Raw genomic sequence first — 14,890 nt, forward strand, 5'->3', positions numbered from 1 at the left:
CCGTCACTGACCGGCGCCGAACGACGGTTGTTGTCACGCTCCAGGGGACGCAACTGACCGACGTCAGGCACCTGCCGGGCCGAGTCGGTCAGTTCGTTCACCGTGCCGTCGATCTTGTAGTTCGACGTCTCCCGCTAACCGTCCAGCACTCGTGCGTGAACCTTCACCAGGACCTCGACCGCATGCCCGGCCTACTCCCACCTCGCGGGCCGCAGGCGTCGATTCGACCTTGCGAGCACCTGCCGATCGCCTGCCCCGCAGACTCGGCCGGCCGGGGCAGCAGCCTGCGCCAAATGCGGGTAGCGTCGGATTCTTCTCCGAGACTCGCTGACGGGGGCCACCATGAACGGTTCGCGCCTCGTCATCCCGGAGTCGGGGGAGCAGCCCTGGGACCCGCTTCTGCGCCCTCTGCTCACGACCGGCGAGCGCGAAACACTGTTGTTCCCCTTCCTGGAGGAAGGGCTGCGGCGCGGCGACAAGTGTCTGTGCCTGACAGACGACATGGAGGCCGCGCCGGTCCGGGATCGCGTCGTGGGGACAGCCTGGCCTGGGGCACGCGCGGCGATCGACGACGACTTCGACCTTCTCCGGGCTGCCGACGAGATGTCGTGGGTGCTGCCCGGCGCCCCGCCCGCGATGACCGGTTCCTCCACGAATCGGCCTTCGACCACCTCGTCGAGGTTCTTCGCACTCACCCCATGGTGCTGCTGGATCTCACCGTGATCGACAACTCCCGGTCCGTGCACCCTGCGGAGTACACGGCTGGTGCAGCTTCCGCTGCGGCGACCCGGTCATCCACGGTCAAGGTGGACGAAGACAGCCAGGCCGGCACGGACCGCGGCTGGGCGTCGCTCACCGACGCCGAGCAGTGCGTCGTCCCCTGCGTGGCTGCAGGACCTCCACCACAAGCTCGACATCCGCTCGCGAGTCGAGCTGACAGCGCTCTCGATGCCGCACCACGGCTGAGCGGGGCAGTCATCTGGCTCCGGCGCGTCGAGAACACGTGTTCACGGGACGCAGGCGCCCGGTGCGCCTGAGAACCATGGCCGCGACCCCAACCGAGTACCTCCCATCCGAAGGAGTCCGACTCATGTTGACCAAAGCACTTCTCGTACGTCTCGAGGCACTACCGGGCAAGGAAGCCGAGCTCGCGGAGTTCCTCACCCGGGCGCGGTCGATCGTGATGGAGGAGCCCGGCACCGTCGCGTGGTTCGCCATCCGGTTCGGGCCCTCGACGTTCGGCGTGTACGACGTGTTCCCCGACGACGAAGCCCGGGACGCCCACCTCGCCGGAGGTGTGGGTCAGGCCCTCGGGCCCAACACCGGGGTCCTCTTCTCCGAGCCGCAGGTGGAGAAGATCGACATCATCGCCGACAAGATCCCGTCGTAGCGGGGTGATGGCCTGGGGGAGACCCCGGGCCATGATCCCCCCGCAGCGGTCCGGTCAGTCGATCGCCGCCACTCCGTGTTCGGTCGCCGTCTCCGATCTGGTGATCAAGCGTCGGAACCACTTCGACCTCATTGGACCTCGCCCGCGCAGTCCCTTCGGGGCCCGAACCGGGCTTCCGCTGGGCGCCGCCGTTGTGCGATGCGTCTGGTCCTCGGATGTGCTCACACGCCCCGCAACGGCGGGTGCGGCTCCTCGGGTGCTGACGCGGCCATGTGCTTGGCGTTGAGCGCCCGAGCTTCCTGGAGCTGGTCTTCCAGGGTGACGATGCGGCAGGCGGCGTCCAGGCCGGTGCCCTGGTCGACCAGGGCGCGAACACGGGCGGCCAGACGCAGTTGGTGGCGGCTGTAGCGACGGTGCCCGCCGGCCGAGCGTTGAGGCTCGATGAGTTTCGCCTCGTCGAGGCTGCGCAGGAAGTTCGCCGACGTGTTGAGCAGTTCCGCGGCCCGGCCCATCGTGTAGGCGGGGTAGTGCTCGTCGTCGAACTTCTCGGCTGTGGTCTGCGGCTCGTTGTCCGCTCTCTCAGGACTACCTGGGGTCATCGCGCCTCCGCGTCACGAGGGCCCCGGTGCCGTAGCACCGGGGCCCCAGGGTTGTTGGGTTTCACTTCCACCTAGCCGACCGTGAGATCGACTCTCTCTGTCCGCATGACCCCTGTCGGTAGCGGGTGAAGCGGGGATCGCGTGTGCGTAACCGAAGACCACCTTCCAATCTGATGGAACCGCGGTACCCGTCCGGCCGAGTTCAGCCGAAGGCGGGCGATCCGATGGTGTGCAACCCTTCCCTTCTCCTCTGATCACTACTTTTCTCACGTGGCTGTCGGCACCGGACCTCATGCACGTGCCGGCTTCACTTCCACCGACAGCCCTCGGTCACCTGCCGGAACCCTTTCGCCGATCGGCTCCGGCACATCTGACCGTCCTGCACTTGCTTCGACTGCGTCTTGCACTTGCTGATCGAGCGGCTGCCGGTTCCGGGTTCCTGCGTACTTCTGGTGTTGCTCACCGGCTGCCTCCGGTCGCCTGCCCGAAGCCTTCGAAATGCAGCTCCGGTGCACCTGACCGTCTTGCGATCGAGCTCACGGGTAGTTCGTCATCTCCCGTGTCATGTTGTCTCTCTTCCAACGAAGAGAAGATTACATCTGCCCAGTGGGGGATGTCTACTCCCGTCACCATAGATTTTCTGCCTCGCGGGAGTGTTGCGACGAACGTGCCCGGCGGACCGACGACGTCGAACGTTTCGGAATCCTCTCGTTCCACTTCACCGACCAGGCGGACAACAACGGGTTCGTCGGTTGGCCGGCCAGGATCGTCGAGGACGACCTCAAAGCCTCAAGGCACGGACGCTCGCGACGTCACCGCAGAAGCCGTCGGACGAGACCCCGGCCCGCTGGCACCGGTCAGCGGCCGTTCGCACCAGGTGCACGTGGGCTCCGACGTCGTGGTGAAGCTCATCGCCGCGGACGACCACACGCGGCTGGACCGGGAGATCGCCCTCGCACCCGGTGCCGCGCCCGGCATGGGGCTCCGCGGTGTCAGCGAACAGGACGCGCTCGTCCTCGCGCGGCAGGCGATCCAGCGACTCAAAGCACTGCACGCCTGGACGCCCCGCCGCCTGCCGGACAGGTCCTCGCCGAGGTCCTCGACCACGGTGGGTTCGCCGGCCGGGACGCGTTCGTCACCGTGATCGAGAAGGAATCAATCCCACCGGACGTGGCCGACGGCCTGAGTGAGATCGCGTCCCGCGCGCCCCTCGAAGCACGCACCACGGTCCCGGTCCACGCCGACTGCCACTGGGACAACTGGCTCGCGAACGGCACCGAGCTCACGGCACTGCTGGACTTCGAGTGGGCCCGCTTCGGCGACCCGCTCGACGACTGGTTCTTCCTGGCCCGGTTCAGCGGCCCGCACATGCACGCCGTGCTCGCCCTCATCGCCGACGAGACGAAGATCCCCCTCCGGACACTCCGCATCGAGTGCGAGGTGCGCGAGGCGTCCCATCTGGTCGCCGACCTCCCCTTCGACCGGCCGCGGGTCTTGGAGCTCCTGCAAGAGCTCGTCGCCGGCCTCTGGCACGAGCAGTAGCGTCACGAGATGACCGACGTCCTCGTCATCGGCTTCGACCCGCACACCATCCCCGGCTTCGACCCCGAACCGGTCGCCGCCGCCATCGCGCAGGGCAGCAGGCAGTTCGCCGAACTCGGGCTCGCTGAGGACCTCTTCCTCATCGACTTCGACGAACTCGACGGGCGCGCCCAGGCCAAGCTCGCCGAGAAGCTCGTTAGCAAGCACTACGACGTGGTCGTGGTCGGCGGTGGCATCCGCAAGGGACCGGGGCTCTTGGAGCTCTTCCAAGCCGTCGTCAACGAGGTGCACTGGCAACAGCCGGAGGCCGCGCTCGCCTTCAACGACAGCGCCGGCGACAGCGCGGACTGGGTGCTCAAGGCCCTGGAGCAGAAGCGCAACCGTTAACCCACAACATCGGGTGAACCGGAAGCACGTTCTCTCCGTACACCTGAGCAGACCCCAGAACACGCTGTCCCGCTATCAGGTCCCCGCAGGTCAGCGACACCGCACCCCGAAACAATCACCAAGCGTGATCGGTTAACTCGATCGCGTGGTCGTGGACGTAACCCATAACGAGAGCCGGGCTAGCAGCGAACCAACAGACAGCTCCGTCAGTTCGTCAGGAGGCAACGATGAACTCACGAAAACCGAACACGGCTCGCTGACTGTCTGTCAGCAACGGATAGCCCAACTCATCGGAAACGTGACGAGAGTCACCCAACGGGCGCTCAGGCTTGCCTGTGCTCGTGACGCGAGGTTACGTTCTCGCCCGCCGATAACGGTTTGGTCACCGGCAGGACACAGGAGCCGCAGCTACTAGGGCCCTTTGTCCGCCCAGAGTCCCCCGCCCGGGTTCGCCGGAGACCAAGCTCCCCGACGCAGGAGGCTCCCCCTTGGCCCGGCACAGCAAGGCCGATGGCCGAACCGTGTACACGGTCGTGCCCAGAGCAGAGTTCAAACCCGGCGCGCATCGCGTTGAGGACGACAAGGTCCCGCTGGCTCACCGCGTGAGCGCGATCGTCGTCGCCGCAGGTGTCGCCGCCGGCACCGCCGCCATCGCCAACGCCGCCACCAGCGGTCCCGCGACGGAGCTCGCCGCGGGTGCCGCCGAGCTGGGTGCTGTTCCCGACCGGCAGGTCCAGAACATCCAGACGGTGCACAACGTCAACCCCGGCACCAAGGTCAGCCAGATCCTGCAGATGCAGCAGATGTACGCGCAGCAGACGTTCGAGCAGGCCACGAAGCTCGCCGCGGACTCGCACGCCCAGCGCGAGGCGGCCGCCAAGGCCGAGGCCGAGCGCCAGGCGGAGATGCGCAAGCCCGCCAAGCAGCGCGAGATCGAGGGCTGGATCAAGGACGCCATCAAGATCCTGCAGGCCAACGGCACGAACATCGACAACAGCAGCGTCGACGAGATCTACACGATCATCATCAAGGAGTCGAACGGCAACCCCAACGCCGTCAACAACTGGGACTCCAACGCGATGCGGGGCACGCCGTCCAAGGGCCTGATGCAGTGCATCGACCCGACGTTCCGCGCCTACAAGCTGCCCGGCTACGACAACATCCTCGCGCCGGTCGACAACATCATCGCGGGCGTTCGCTACACCTACGCGCGCTACGGCGGCTTCCACAACCACCCGGGTCTGGTCAACATGAACCTGGGCGGCGGGTACCTGGGGTACTAGAAGGGTCCCGTCGGGGTGCGGGAAACCCATCGGCGCGCGATGCTGTCAATCAGGTTCACCCACAAGCATGGCGGCCCTAGCGGGCACACGCCCGGTAGTGCTCCCATCGAACGCGATCCCCGAACGCAGGGAGTGGCCGATGAACGAGCAACAGGCACGCGACGACGAGCTGGCGAAGGTCCGCTCGGAGGCGACGAACTGGCTGGCCAAGATGGCCAAAGCCCAGCACCGTCCCAAAGTCGAGCAACGCACGCCTGAGCACGACGCCATGACACCCGCGGCGAACAAGTAGGAGAACGAAGCACCAGCGCCCTGGCTACGGCCGGGGCGCTTCTGCTTGGAAGGCCGACCACAGCAGGTTGAGCGGGTGATCGGCCGGATGCTTCGACAGCTCATCCGTTCGGGCGAAAACGCCCACAAGTCGCTCCAGCGAGTCATCTGCGAGCTCGACGACCCGGAGGCCGCCTCCCTCCCGGAGCTCGTTGTTCGACGCCACCACGCCCAAACCAGACGTCACGATCATGGCTCCCTGGACGAGGTTCGAGCGCAGCAGCGAGATGCCGTACTGGATCTCGTCGATCTCGGCCGCGATGTCGAGCCCCTGGCGGTAGTCGGCCCCGAACCAGCCCCGCAGGAACTCGGCGATCAACCCCGCCCCCGGCACGACCAACGGGATCGACCTCAGCTGGGGTACCCGCACGCGCTCGCCCACAACCGTTTCGGGCAGGTTCGTGAGCAACGCGAGCCCGCCGCGCCGCCACTCGATCACGTCGAACTCGCCCCGCTGCCAGCCGGCGCCGGCCCGCGTCACGACGCTGCCGCAGACGAGGTCGACCTCCTGCGTCTCCAGCTTCGTCCAGATGTCCTTGGTGCGGATGTGCACGACCTTGAGGTCGACGTCGCGCTCGCGGAACTCGTCCGCCACGTGGTGCCACGCCTTCGCGAGCGTGTCGAGCATGTACCGCGTGGTGCCCACGGTGACGGTCGTGCCGAGCTTGCGGCGGCAATCGTGAATTCCGTCGAGCCACTCCGCGAGCGTCTCCCGCGCCAATTCGACGAGTGACTCACCAGTGGGCGTGAACAGCACGTCTTTTCCGCGTCCCTGCTTCACGACGAGCGCTTCGCCGCACAGTTCCAGGAAGTTCCTGTTCAACGTGTCGAGCTGCTTCTGCACGCTCGACTGCTCCCGTCCCAGCGCGCGGGCGGCACGCAGGGCCGAACGGGTCTCGTGAACGGTCAAAAGGGTCCTGAGCTGGTCCATCGTGGTATCCAGTAGTGCACCGGGCATGTTCAGCAGGCGGTGCAGCGAGGTGCTGGTGGGGAGCACCAACTGGGACGAGCCGGACATCGGGACCCTCTCTGATGTTCTACTGATCAGTTGAACTGAACTTGACCGCATTTCACCGACAAATTATCTGGAGATCCTGTCGGCAAATCCCTGGACACTTATCGCGCGGTGTACAAAGCTATCTGCGGCGACCACGCGTGGGAGCCGATTCCGGGGGGAATCATTGGGGGGTGGGGGTCCGCCGGGCGCAAGCCCGCGGGCCCCCAAGTATTACCCTCAGCCGTTGTGACGGCTTCCGCTCGCCTGGACTGGGGCACCACCTACCAGGTCACCGTGCTCGAACTCGGACTCGCCTGCTGCGGAGTCGAAGTGATGGCAGCTCTCGACCGCCTTCCCGATCTCGGCGTCACGCCGGTCGACGGCGCCGGCGAGGCGCACGTTCTCGTCGTCTCCGGCACCGTCACGGACGTCATGTTGCCTGCTGTCCTCCGCAGTTTCGAGGCCATGCCCGAACCCCGTTACGTGATCTCCGTGGGCGCCTGCAGCAACACCGGCGGCCCGTACTGGGATTCCTACAGCGTCACCAAAGGGATCGACCAGGCCCTTCCGGTCCACGTCGCCGTCCCCGGTTGCCCGCCCAGGCCCGAAGCGCTGCTCGAAGGCCTCAAGGCGCTGCACGGGCTGGTGAACGCGTGACCACCCCGAAGACGGCGTTCGGCCAGACGATCCACCACGTGGAGCTCGCCGACTGGCTCGCGACGGCCACCACCCACCACGCCGACGGGTTCGTGATGTTCGACTGGCTCGGCGTCGAGGACGCGGGCCGGCCGGGGGCGGTGGGCGCGCGCCACGCCGTGTTCCTGCACGTGATCGACCCGCGCACGCGCGAGGGCGTCATGCTGCGCACCGAGATCGGCGCGGGGGAGTCGCTGCCGGGCGTCGCGCACCTGTGGAAGGGCGCCGGCTGGCACGAGCGCGAGGCCGCGGAGATGTTCGGCGTGACCGTGGACAGCGACACCGAACACCTGCTGCTGCCCGACAGCTTCCAGGGCCATCCGCTGCGCAAGGACTTCGTGCTCGCCTCACGCGTCGTGCGTCCGTGGCCGGGCCGTCTCGAACCCGGCGAGGACAACACGAGTGCCCCGAGCCGCCGCCGCACCGCACCACCTGGCGTTCCGGACCCGTCGTGGGGCCCGCGCCGTGAAGAGGAGAGCCCGTCGTGACGAACCTGCCACCACGCACGAGGGGCGTCATCGCGCTGTTGGAGGCCAACTGCACGGTCTGCATGATCTGCGCGCGCGAATGTCCTGACTGGTGCATCCACATCACGTCGCACACCGAGGTCGAGGAGCAGCCCGGCAGCGCCCGCCCGCGCAGCCGCAACGTGCTCGACCGGTTCGCGATCGACTACGGCCAGTGCCTCTACTGCGGCATCTGCGTCGAGGTGTGCCCGTTCGACGCCCTGCACTGGGCGCCGGAGTTCGGCTACCCCGGAACGGGCTCGATCGACGGCGAGGGCGCCGTCGCGGAGCTCGTCCACGAACGGGACGTGCTGTCCACGTGGGTCGAGAAGGTGCCGCCACCGCCCGCGCTCGACCCGGCCGCGGAGGCCGCGCCCGAAACCGCCACAGGAACCGGCAGGCGCCCTGGTTCGTTGAGGGGTAGGACGTAAAACCCGGAGGCGGAACCGTGCACAAGCACTTCAACGGGTTGAAGACGGCTGTGCTGCTCGGTGGGATGAGCGCGCTGATCGTGCTGGTCAGCAGCTTGTTCGGCCGCACGGCACTGGTCATCGGCCTGATGTTGGCCTTGGGCGTGAACGCCTACGCGTACTTCAACTCGGACAAGCTCGCGCTGCGCGCGATGCGGGCGGTGCCCGTGTCGCAAGTGGAGCAACCAGTGCTCTACGCGATCGTGCGGGAGCTGTCGCAGAAGGCGCGCCAGCCCATGCCCAGGCTCTACCTGAGCCCCACGGCCGCACCGAACGCGTTCGCGACGGGCCGCAACCCGCGCAACGCCGCCGTGTGCTGCACCACGGGCATCCTGGACCTGCTCGACGAACGCGAACTGCGCGCCGTGCTCGGCCATGAGCTCGCGCACGTCTACAACCGCGACATCCTGATCAGCTGCGTGGCCGGCGCCTTGGCCGGCGTGATCACGATGCTGGCCAACCTGGCCATGTTCGCGAGCATCTTCGGCGGCGGCGACTCGGACGACGAGGGCCCCGGCCCGCTGGGGCTGCTGCTGATCGCGCTGCTCGGCCCGATCGCGGCCACCGTCGTGCGCCTGGCCGTGAGCCGCTCGCGCGAGTTCCAGGCGGACCAGTCCGGCTCCGAGCTCACCGGCGACCCGCTGGCGCTCGCCAGTGCGTTGCGCAAGATCGAACTGGGGACGCGGGCGGCGCCGCTCGCGCCGGAACCGGAGGTGGTGTCGCAGAGCCACCTGATGATCGCGAACCCGTTCCGCTCGGGGGAACAGTTCGCCAAGTGGTTCTCGACCCACCCGCCGATCGCCGACCGCATCCGCAGGCTCGAGGAGATGGCCAGGCGCTAGCGCCCGGCCTTCGCCACGGCCATGAGGTACTCGCCGTACCCGGACTTGCCGAGCTTCTCGCCGAGCGCGTAGCACTCCTGCGCGGAGATGAAGCCCATGCGCAGCGCGATCTCCTCGGGACACGCGATGCGCACGCCCGTCCGGTGCTCCAGCACCTGCACGAACTGCCCGGCCTCGAGCAGCGAGTCGTGCGTGCCGGTGTCGAGCCACGCGAACCCGCGGCTCAGGTCGACGAGCTGAGCCCGCCCGTCGCGCAGGTAGTGCAGGTTGACGTCGGTGATCTCCAGCTCGCCGCGGGGCGACGGCTTGAGGTTCCGTGCGACGTCCACCACACCGTTGTCGTAGAAGTAGAGCCCGGTGATGGCCCTGTTCGACTTCGGCTTCGCGGGCTTCTCCTCGATGGACAGCAGCCTGCCCGTCGCGTCGACCTCGCCCACGCCGTACCGCTCGGGGTCCTTCACCTGGTACCCGAACAGCACGCACCCGTCCAAAGTGGACGCGTGGTGCCGCAGCGTGGTGGAGAAGCCCTGGCCGTAGAAGATGTTGTCGCCCAGCACCAGCGCCACGTCGTCGTCCCCGACGAAGCCGGCCCCGATGACGAACGCCTCCGCGAGCCCGTTCGGGGCGGCCTGCTCCGCGTAGGAGAAGGCCATGCCCCACTGGGACCCGTCGCCGAGCAGCCGCCGGAACAGCGGTAAGTCGGTCGGGGTGCTGATGATCAGCACTTCCCGGATGCCGGCCAGCATGAGCACCGACAACGGGTAGTAGATCATCGGCTTGTCGTACACCGGCAGCAGCTGCTTCGAGACGGCCTGCGTGATCGGGTGCAGGCGCGTCCCGCTGCCGCCGGCGAGGACGATGCCCTTCACCGGTAGTTGGTGAACTGGAGGGCGATGCCGAAGTCGGAGCCCTTCAGCAGTGCGATGACGTCCTGCAGGTGGTCCTTCTTCTTGCCGGACACCCGCAACTGGTCGCCCTGGATCTGCGCCTGAACGCCCTTGGGCGCCTCGTCGCGGATCTTCTTGGCGATCTCCTTGGCCTTCTCGGACGTGATGCCCTGCACGAGGTTTCCCGTGACCTTGAACACCTTCCCGGACACCGCGGGCTCGCCCACCTCGAACGCCTTCATCGAGATGTTGCGCTTGACCAGCTTCTCCTGGAAGACGTCGATCGCCGCCTTGCAGCGCTCCTCCGTCTCGGAGGTGAAGGTGATCGCCTCCTCGCCGGCCCAGGCCACCGTGGTGTTGGTCCCCCGGAAGTCGAAGCGATTGCTCAGCTCCTTGGCCGCCTGGTTGAGCGCGTTGTCGACCTCCTGCCGGTCCACCTTGCTCACCACGTCGAACGACGGGTCCGCCACGACTTCACTCCTCAACGATCTCGGGGTCACAGCCAGCGTCGATGCTACTGGGGTACCCCGATTTGGGGCGCCCCGAAGGGGTTATGTATTGTTCTGCCCGCACCGTTACGACGGTGTGGGGCGGGTTGCCCGAGCGGCCAATGGGAGCGGACTGTAAATCCGTCGCGAAAGCTACAGAGGTTCGAATCCTCTACCCGCCACAGCAGTGAGAAAGGCCCCGTGACCAGGAAGTTCTGGTCACGGGGCCTTTCTAGTGCTGTCCGGTCGTGTACGGCTCGAACCGGCGTTCTCCGAATGGCTGTACCGAGGACGTACCGAAGTTCGGCGGCGGCGGTCCGCCTAGCGCTGCCGTACGTGCGCAGCAGCACCTTCAGGCTGTGGCCTGCCCACGCCCTAATTGCGTGGTGACGGTCGATTCCGCACTCCACACCGAACCTTCAGGTGACGCGAAAGACCGGCCAGCCGATCTCGGTGCGCCACGCGGCGGGATCGCTCGAGTCACGGGGGCCGACGAGGTAGACCTCCCGCACCGGCCCGGCCACCGACATCGCGTTCTCCACCACCCACGTCCCGAGCGCGCCGTAGGTGACGTCGATGCCGTCGTGCTCACCGGCATGGGTGGTGACGGCCAGTTCCACGGCCGGGAGGGTCGCGGGGTGCACGCGTCCAATGCGAGGGGGCGCCGCGGTCGGCAGGTAGACGAGTGCATAACCGCGCTCCTGTTCGAAGAGGGCGTTGTCGTAGTTGCCGCCCGGTGGCCCGGACGCGGTGTCGCCGACGGCCGCCGAAAGTTCGGCCATCGCGCCCGCGAACCAGGCCTCGACGTCGCGGTGCTCGACCACCGCCTCCACCGCCGCGACCGTCCTGGCGGGCTCGGCGCGCAGTGAGACGTCGATCGGCGCGGGGTCTGGCCTGAGCAGGCGCCGCAGCGACACGACCGCGGCTCTGGTGCGGTCGAGCTCGTCCTCGAGGCGTTGCAGGTGGTCCGCGACCAGGGCCGCCCGGACACCGGGGTCGGATGTGCGGAGGATTCGCTGCACGTCGTTCAGGGGGACGTCGAGTTCGCGGAGCCGGTGGATGACCTGTGCGGTCGGGATCTGGTCGACGGCGTAGTAGCGGTAACCGGTGAACTCGTCGACCACGGCGGGCTCTAGCAGGGCCGCTTCGTGGTACCGGCGAAGGGTCCGCACGCTCAGGTGGGTCAGCCGCGAGAACTCCCCGATGGTCAGCACCTCCGCATTCTGGACTCTCTCCCCGGGGGAGACTCCACGGCTTGACCCTCCCGCGCCGTGAGGTCGCACGGTGGGGTCATGACACAGCACACCGATCTGCTCCCCACCACCGTGCGCGAGTTCTTCGCCGCCCACGTCGTCCGCGACGCCGATACCGCCTCGTCGTTCCTCACCGAGGACGTGGTGGTCGTCGACCAGGACGAGACCTTCCGCGGCCGGGAGGAGGTCCACGCGTTCCTGCGGGACGCCGGGTCCGAGTTCGAGTACACGACCGAACAGATCGGCGCTCACCGCGTCGACGACGCCCACTGGGTGGTGACCGTGCGGCTCGAGGGCACCTTCCCGGGTGGTGTCGCCGAACTCGACTACCGGTTCGCGTTGCGGGACGACCTCGTCGCCGAACTCGTGATCGCCAACCACACGGCCTGACCGAACCCTCTCGTCCTCGGTGCGGTCACCGGCCTGATCGACCTTGATAGCGTTCGCGCGCAGCTTCGTGAGGCCGGACCGAGGAGATCTCAGTGCGCACGCAGATGGCAACCGAGGCCGGCCGGACGACCGCGCCGAGCGAGGACCGGGCCCTGGTCGGGCCGAACCTGCTCGCCGTGCTCGACGGCGTGACGGCCAAGCCCGAGACGGGGTGCGAGCACGGGGTCGGGTGGTTCGCCGACCAGCTGTCCGCGGAGATCCTGCGGTTCGCCCACCTGGAGCCCGCCGGGGCTCTGCGGGAGGCGATCGCGCAGGCCGCCGGGCTGCACTCGGGCACGTGCGACCTCGATCACCCGGACTCGCCCAGCGTGGCGATCGCGGTGGTGCAGATCAAGGACGACGTGCTGCGGTACCTGGTGCTCGGGGACGCCACGGTCGTGATCGACACCAAGCGCGAGTTGCTCGTGGTGAGCGACACGCAGACGAACCGGACGGCCGGGGCGAAGGCCGCTGACGTCGAGCACGCGCTGACCGGCGAGGTGTCGCTGTCCGATGTGCGGCGAGTGGCGATCCTGTCCGACGGCGCTGCTCGGGCGGTCGACCTGTTCGACCTCTTCGATTGGCGTCAGGCTCTCGAACTGATGGCGGCGAACGGGCCGGACGACCTCATCCGCAAAATGCGCGCGGTCGAAAAGGAAGACGCCAAAGCCGTGGAGTGGCCGCGCCAGAAGATTTCGGACGACGCGACCGTCGTGTATCTCGACCGGTAACAAGAACTCAGTGCCGCGGCGCCGGTTCGATGCCGCGGCGCCGGGCGATCGCCCGCATGTTGTCCTCGCCCCAGTCGCCCAACGGCAGCAGCGCCTCGTTCAGCCGCACGCCGAGCGGCGTCAGCGAGTACTCGACGCGGGGCGGGACCTCGTGGAACACCTCGCGGTGCACGATCTCGTCCGCCTCCATCTCGCGCAGCACCTGGATCAGCATCTTCTCGCTGATGCCGGAGACGGACCGGCGCAGTTCGCCCGTGCGCACGGGGCCCTCGTGCAGCGCCCACAGGATCAGCGCCTTCCAGCGGCCGCCGATCACGTCGATCGCCGCGTCGAGGCCGCAGACGTAATTTCGTGGCTTCATCAGGATCCTTACCGAAAAGTGGGTACCTGACAAAATAGTAGGTACTTGTCGAGAAGTCAGTGCCGCAACGAGCATTCTCGGCATGGGGACCAAGGAAACCGTGAGCGTGCTCGGCCTCGGCCGGATGGGCAGCGCGCTCGCCAACGCCCTCGTCGAAGAGGGCTACGAAGTGACCGTGTGGAACCGCACGCCGAAAACCATCCCGAACGCCAGAAGCGTTGCCACGCCACAAGAAGCGTTCAAGAGCGACGTCGTCGTCACCTGCCTGTCGACGTACGACGTCCAGCAGCCGTTGCTCACCGGTGAGATCAAGACGCTCGTCAACCTGACGTCCGGCACGCCGGACGAAGCCCGCAGGACCGCGCGGTGGGCGGAGGACAACGGGGTCGAGTACGTCGACGGCGTGATCATGGCGGTGCCGCAGCAGATCGGCACGCCGCAGGCCAGGATCCTGTTCAGCGGCAACGAGAACCACCACGTGCTCGACGCGTTCGGCGAGCCGGTGCACGTCGGGGAGGACGCCGGGCTCGCGGCGCTGTACGACCTGGCGCTGCTCGGCCTCATGTGGTCCGTGTTCGGCGGCTACCTGCAGGCGGTCGCGCTCATGGGCAGCGAGGGCATCGAGCCGCGCACGTTCACGCCCATGGCCATGAGCTGGCTCAACGAGATGAGCACCCTCCTGCCCGAGATGGGCGAGCAGACGAAAACCAGGAGCTACGAGACCGACGTGTCCGCGTTGGACATCAACGTGTCCGGGCTGCGCCTGCTCACCGAGGCCAACGCGGAACAAGGCCTCGACACCACCCTGCCGCAGGCATTGCACGCGCTGTTCGAGCGCGCGCAGAGCAACGGCCACGGCAACCACAGCATCGCGAGCGTCATCGAGGAGATCCGGAAGTGAAGTACCTGGGCAAGAAGGCCGTCGTCACGGGCGGCACGCACGGCATGGGGCGGGCGACGGTGGAGATGCTGGTCGACAACGGCGTCGAGGTCGTGCTGACCGGTCGCACGACCTCGCAGGCCGAAGGCCTCAAGGCGCACGCCATCGCGTCCGATGCGACGAACCTCGACGACATCGCCAACCTCAAAACCGAGGTCGCGCAACGGTTCCAGGACATCGACCTGCTGTTCGTCAACGTCGGGTTCTCCACCCTCACGCCGTTCGACGAGACCACCGAGGCCGACTACGACCGCACGTTCGACGTGAACACCAAGGGCGCTTTCTTCACGGCGCAGCACCTCGCACCGTTGGTCAAGGACGGCGGTTCGATCGTTTTCACCACGAGCGTCGCCACCGTGCTCGGGTCGCCGGGCCTGAGCGTCTACGCGGGTGCGAAGGCGGCGGTGCGGGCGTTCGCACGGGGACTCGCCGCGGAGCTCGCGCCCAGGAACGTCCGGGTGAACGTCGTCAGCCCCGGCTTCATCGACACGCCGTCGATGGGCGTCACGGGTGTGCCCGAGGAGGTCCTCCAGCAGTTCAAGGAGGAGGGCGACCGCATCACGCCGCTCAAGCGCCACGGCTCGATGGACGAGGTCGCGAGCGCCGTGCTGTTCCTGGCTTTCGAGGCCACGTTCACCACGGGCGCCGAGCTCGCGGTCGACGGCGGGCTCGGCCAGGGGATCAGCGCCTGAGGTCTGCGCCGGAAAAGGAGAAGCCGGCGCGCAAGAGCTTCCTCTCTCTTGCGTGCCGGCTTCAGCG

Annotated in this window: 20 protein-coding genes, 1 tRNA gene and 2 pseudogenes; 17 read left to right on the forward strand and 6 right to left on the reverse strand. The window is 67.6% G+C overall.

The genetic code is table 11. The features are described from left to right. The first annotated feature begins 342 nt into the window (after positions 1 to 342). Both ND450_RS35410 and ND450_RS35415 read left to right on the forward strand, forming a co-directional pair. Positions 343 to 723 (forward strand): MEDS domain-containing protein, encoded by a 381-nt coding sequence (locus tag ND450_RS35410; protein WP_253322608.1) that lies wholly within the window; start codon positions 343 to 345, stop codon positions 721 to 723. Between the two features lie 367 nt (positions 724 to 1,090). Beyond that, on the forward strand, positions 1,091 to 1,390 hold the full coding sequence (locus ND450_RS35415) for a putative quinol monooxygenase (RefSeq protein WP_253322609.1): 300 nt from the start codon (positions 1,091 to 1,093) through the stop codon (positions 1,388 to 1,390). 221 nt (positions 1,391 to 1,611) lie between these two features. On the opposite strand, the gene ND450_RS35420 is transcribed toward ND450_RS35415, so the two are convergent. Beyond that, on the reverse strand, positions 1,612 to 1,989 hold the full coding sequence (locus ND450_RS35420; RefSeq protein WP_253322610.1) for a MerR family transcriptional regulator: 378 nt from the start codon (positions 1,987 to 1,989) through the stop codon (positions 1,612 to 1,614). Positions 1,990 to 2,553: 564 nt separating this feature from the next. On the opposite strand from ND450_RS35420, the pseudogene ND450_RS46125 reads away from it, so the two are divergent. The 6 genes and pseudogenes from ND450_RS46125 to ND450_RS35440 form a co-directional block, all read left to right on the forward strand. Further along, positions 2,554 to 2,748 (forward strand): annotated as a pseudogene (locus ND450_RS46125) (DUF6196 family protein); the annotation flags it as partial. A 124-nt stretch (positions 2,749 to 2,872) separates the two neighbouring features. Next, positions 2,873 to 3,133, forward strand: coding sequence for a hypothetical protein (locus ND450_RS46130; RefSeq protein ID WP_371927812.1), 261 nt, complete (start codon positions 2,873 to 2,875; stop codon positions 3,131 to 3,133). After that, positions 3,130 to 3,531, forward strand: a complete 402-nt coding sequence (locus tag ND450_RS46135) for a phosphotransferase (RefSeq protein ID WP_371927801.1) — start codon at positions 3,130 to 3,132, stop codon at positions 3,529 to 3,531. The genes ND450_RS46130 and ND450_RS46135 overlap by 4 nt, the downstream gene beginning before the upstream one ends. A gap of 9 nt (positions 3,532 to 3,540) precedes the next feature. Continuing rightward, entirely contained in the window at positions 3,541 to 3,918 is a 378-nt protein-coding gene (locus ND450_RS35430) for a hypothetical protein (protein WP_253322612.1), read from the forward strand. 932 nt (positions 3,919 to 4,850) lie between these two features. Further along, positions 4,851 to 5,201, forward strand: a pseudogene (locus ND450_RS35435) (transglycosylase SLT domain-containing protein); the annotation flags it as partial. A gap of 139 nt (positions 5,202 to 5,340) precedes the next feature. Continuing rightward, positions 5,341 to 5,493, forward strand: coding sequence for a hypothetical protein (locus ND450_RS35440; RefSeq protein ID WP_177229733.1), 153 nt, complete (start codon positions 5,341 to 5,343; stop codon positions 5,491 to 5,493). A gap of 24 nt (positions 5,494 to 5,517) precedes the next feature. Here the strand turns inward: ND450_RS35440 and ND450_RS35445 are convergent, their stop codons facing one another. Beyond that, positions 5,518 to 6,549 (reverse strand): LysR family transcriptional regulator, encoded by a 1,032-nt coding sequence (locus ND450_RS35445; RefSeq protein WP_253322613.1) that lies wholly within the window; start codon positions 6,547 to 6,549, stop codon positions 5,518 to 5,520. A 225-nt stretch (positions 6,550 to 6,774) separates the two neighbouring features. On the opposite strand from ND450_RS35445, the gene ND450_RS35450 reads away from it, so the two are divergent. Genes ND450_RS35450 through htpX form a run of 4 tightly spaced genes read left to right on the forward strand, consistent with a single transcriptional unit; the run spans position 6,775 to position 9,042 of the window. Continuing rightward, complete coding sequence (locus ND450_RS35450; RefSeq protein WP_089915455.1) at positions 6,775 to 7,185, forward strand: NADH-quinone oxidoreductase subunit B; 411 nt, start codon at positions 6,775 to 6,777, stop codon at positions 7,183 to 7,185. Continuing rightward, positions 7,182 to 7,712, forward strand: a complete 531-nt coding sequence (locus ND450_RS35455) for an NADH-quinone oxidoreductase subunit C (protein WP_253322614.1) — start codon at positions 7,182 to 7,184, stop codon at positions 7,710 to 7,712. The genes ND450_RS35450 and ND450_RS35455 overlap by 4 nt, the downstream gene beginning before the upstream one ends. Next, positions 7,709 to 8,161: a 4Fe-4S binding protein gene (locus tag ND450_RS35460; RefSeq protein WP_089915449.1), complete on the forward strand. Its 453-nt coding sequence runs from the start codon at positions 7,709 to 7,711 to the stop codon at positions 8,159 to 8,161. The genes ND450_RS35455 and ND450_RS35460 overlap by 4 nt, the downstream gene beginning before the upstream one ends. Positions 8,162 to 8,178: 17 nt before the next feature. Continuing rightward, positions 8,179 to 9,042 carry a zinc metalloprotease HtpX gene (htpX, locus tag ND450_RS35465; RefSeq protein ID WP_253322615.1) on the forward strand — a complete coding sequence of 288 codons (864 nt, stop codon included), beginning with the start codon at positions 8,179 to 8,181 and terminating at the stop codon, positions 9,040 to 9,042. Here htpX and rfbA read toward each other — a convergent pair. After that, positions 9,039 to 9,911 (reverse strand): glucose-1-phosphate thymidylyltransferase RfbA, encoded by an 873-nt coding sequence (gene rfbA, locus ND450_RS35470; RefSeq protein WP_253322616.1) that lies wholly within the window; start codon positions 9,909 to 9,911, stop codon positions 9,039 to 9,041. The genes htpX and rfbA overlap by 4 nt on opposite strands. Beyond that, complete coding sequence (locus tag ND450_RS35475; RefSeq protein ID WP_089915440.1) at positions 9,908 to 10,399, reverse strand: YajQ family cyclic di-GMP-binding protein; 492 nt, start codon at positions 10,397 to 10,399, stop codon at positions 9,908 to 9,910. The genes rfbA and ND450_RS35475 overlap by 4 nt, the downstream gene beginning before the upstream one ends. Positions 10,400 to 10,518: 119 nt before the next feature. On the opposite strand from ND450_RS35475, the gene ND450_RS35480 reads away from it, so the two are divergent. Next, positions 10,519 to 10,599: transfer RNA gene (locus ND450_RS35480), tRNA-Tyr, on the forward strand. 237 nt (positions 10,600 to 10,836) lie between these two features. Here ND450_RS35480 and ND450_RS35485 read toward each other — a convergent pair. After that, positions 10,837 to 11,631 (reverse strand): MerR family transcriptional regulator, encoded by a 795-nt coding sequence (locus ND450_RS35485; RefSeq protein WP_253322617.1) that lies wholly within the window; start codon positions 11,629 to 11,631, stop codon positions 10,837 to 10,839. A gap of 78 nt (positions 11,632 to 11,709) precedes the next feature. Here ND450_RS35485 and ND450_RS35490 point away from each other — a divergent pair, with 78 nt between their 5' ends. Together ND450_RS35490 and ND450_RS35495 are read left to right on the forward strand one after the other, a co-directional pair. Continuing rightward, positions 11,710 to 12,060 carry a nuclear transport factor 2 family protein gene (locus tag ND450_RS35490; protein WP_253322618.1) on the forward strand — a complete coding sequence of 117 codons (351 nt, stop codon included), beginning with the start codon at positions 11,710 to 11,712 and terminating at the stop codon, positions 12,058 to 12,060. 92 nt (positions 12,061 to 12,152) lie between these two features. Next, positions 12,153 to 12,830 (forward strand): protein phosphatase 2C domain-containing protein, encoded by a 678-nt coding sequence (locus ND450_RS35495; RefSeq protein WP_253322619.1) that lies wholly within the window; start codon positions 12,153 to 12,155, stop codon positions 12,828 to 12,830. A gap of 7 nt (positions 12,831 to 12,837) precedes the next feature. Here ND450_RS35495 and ND450_RS35500 read toward each other — a convergent pair whose 3' ends face one another. Beyond that, a complete protein-coding gene (locus tag ND450_RS35500; protein ID WP_253322620.1) occupies positions 12,838 to 13,191 on the reverse strand; it encodes a helix-turn-helix domain-containing protein in 354 nt (117 codons plus the stop codon). 82 nt (positions 13,192 to 13,273) lie between these two features. Between ND450_RS35500 and ND450_RS35505 the strand changes: the two genes are divergently transcribed. Together ND450_RS35505 and ND450_RS35510 are read left to right on the forward strand one after the other, a co-directional pair. Next, entirely contained in the window at positions 13,274 to 14,092 is an 819-nt protein-coding gene (locus ND450_RS35505) for an NAD(P)-dependent oxidoreductase (protein ID WP_253322621.1), read from the forward strand. Continuing rightward, positions 14,089 to 14,823: an SDR family NAD(P)-dependent oxidoreductase gene (locus ND450_RS35510; protein ID WP_253322622.1), complete on the forward strand. Its 735-nt coding sequence runs from the start codon at positions 14,089 to 14,091 to the stop codon at positions 14,821 to 14,823. The genes ND450_RS35505 and ND450_RS35510 overlap by 4 nt, the downstream gene beginning before the upstream one ends. Positions 14,824 to 14,890: the final 67 nt, after the last annotated feature.

This window comes from Lentzea sp. HUAS12 (genome assembly GCF_024125735.1).
Lineage (GTDB): Bacteria > Actinomycetota > Actinomycetes > Mycobacteriales > Pseudonocardiaceae > Lentzea > Lentzea albida.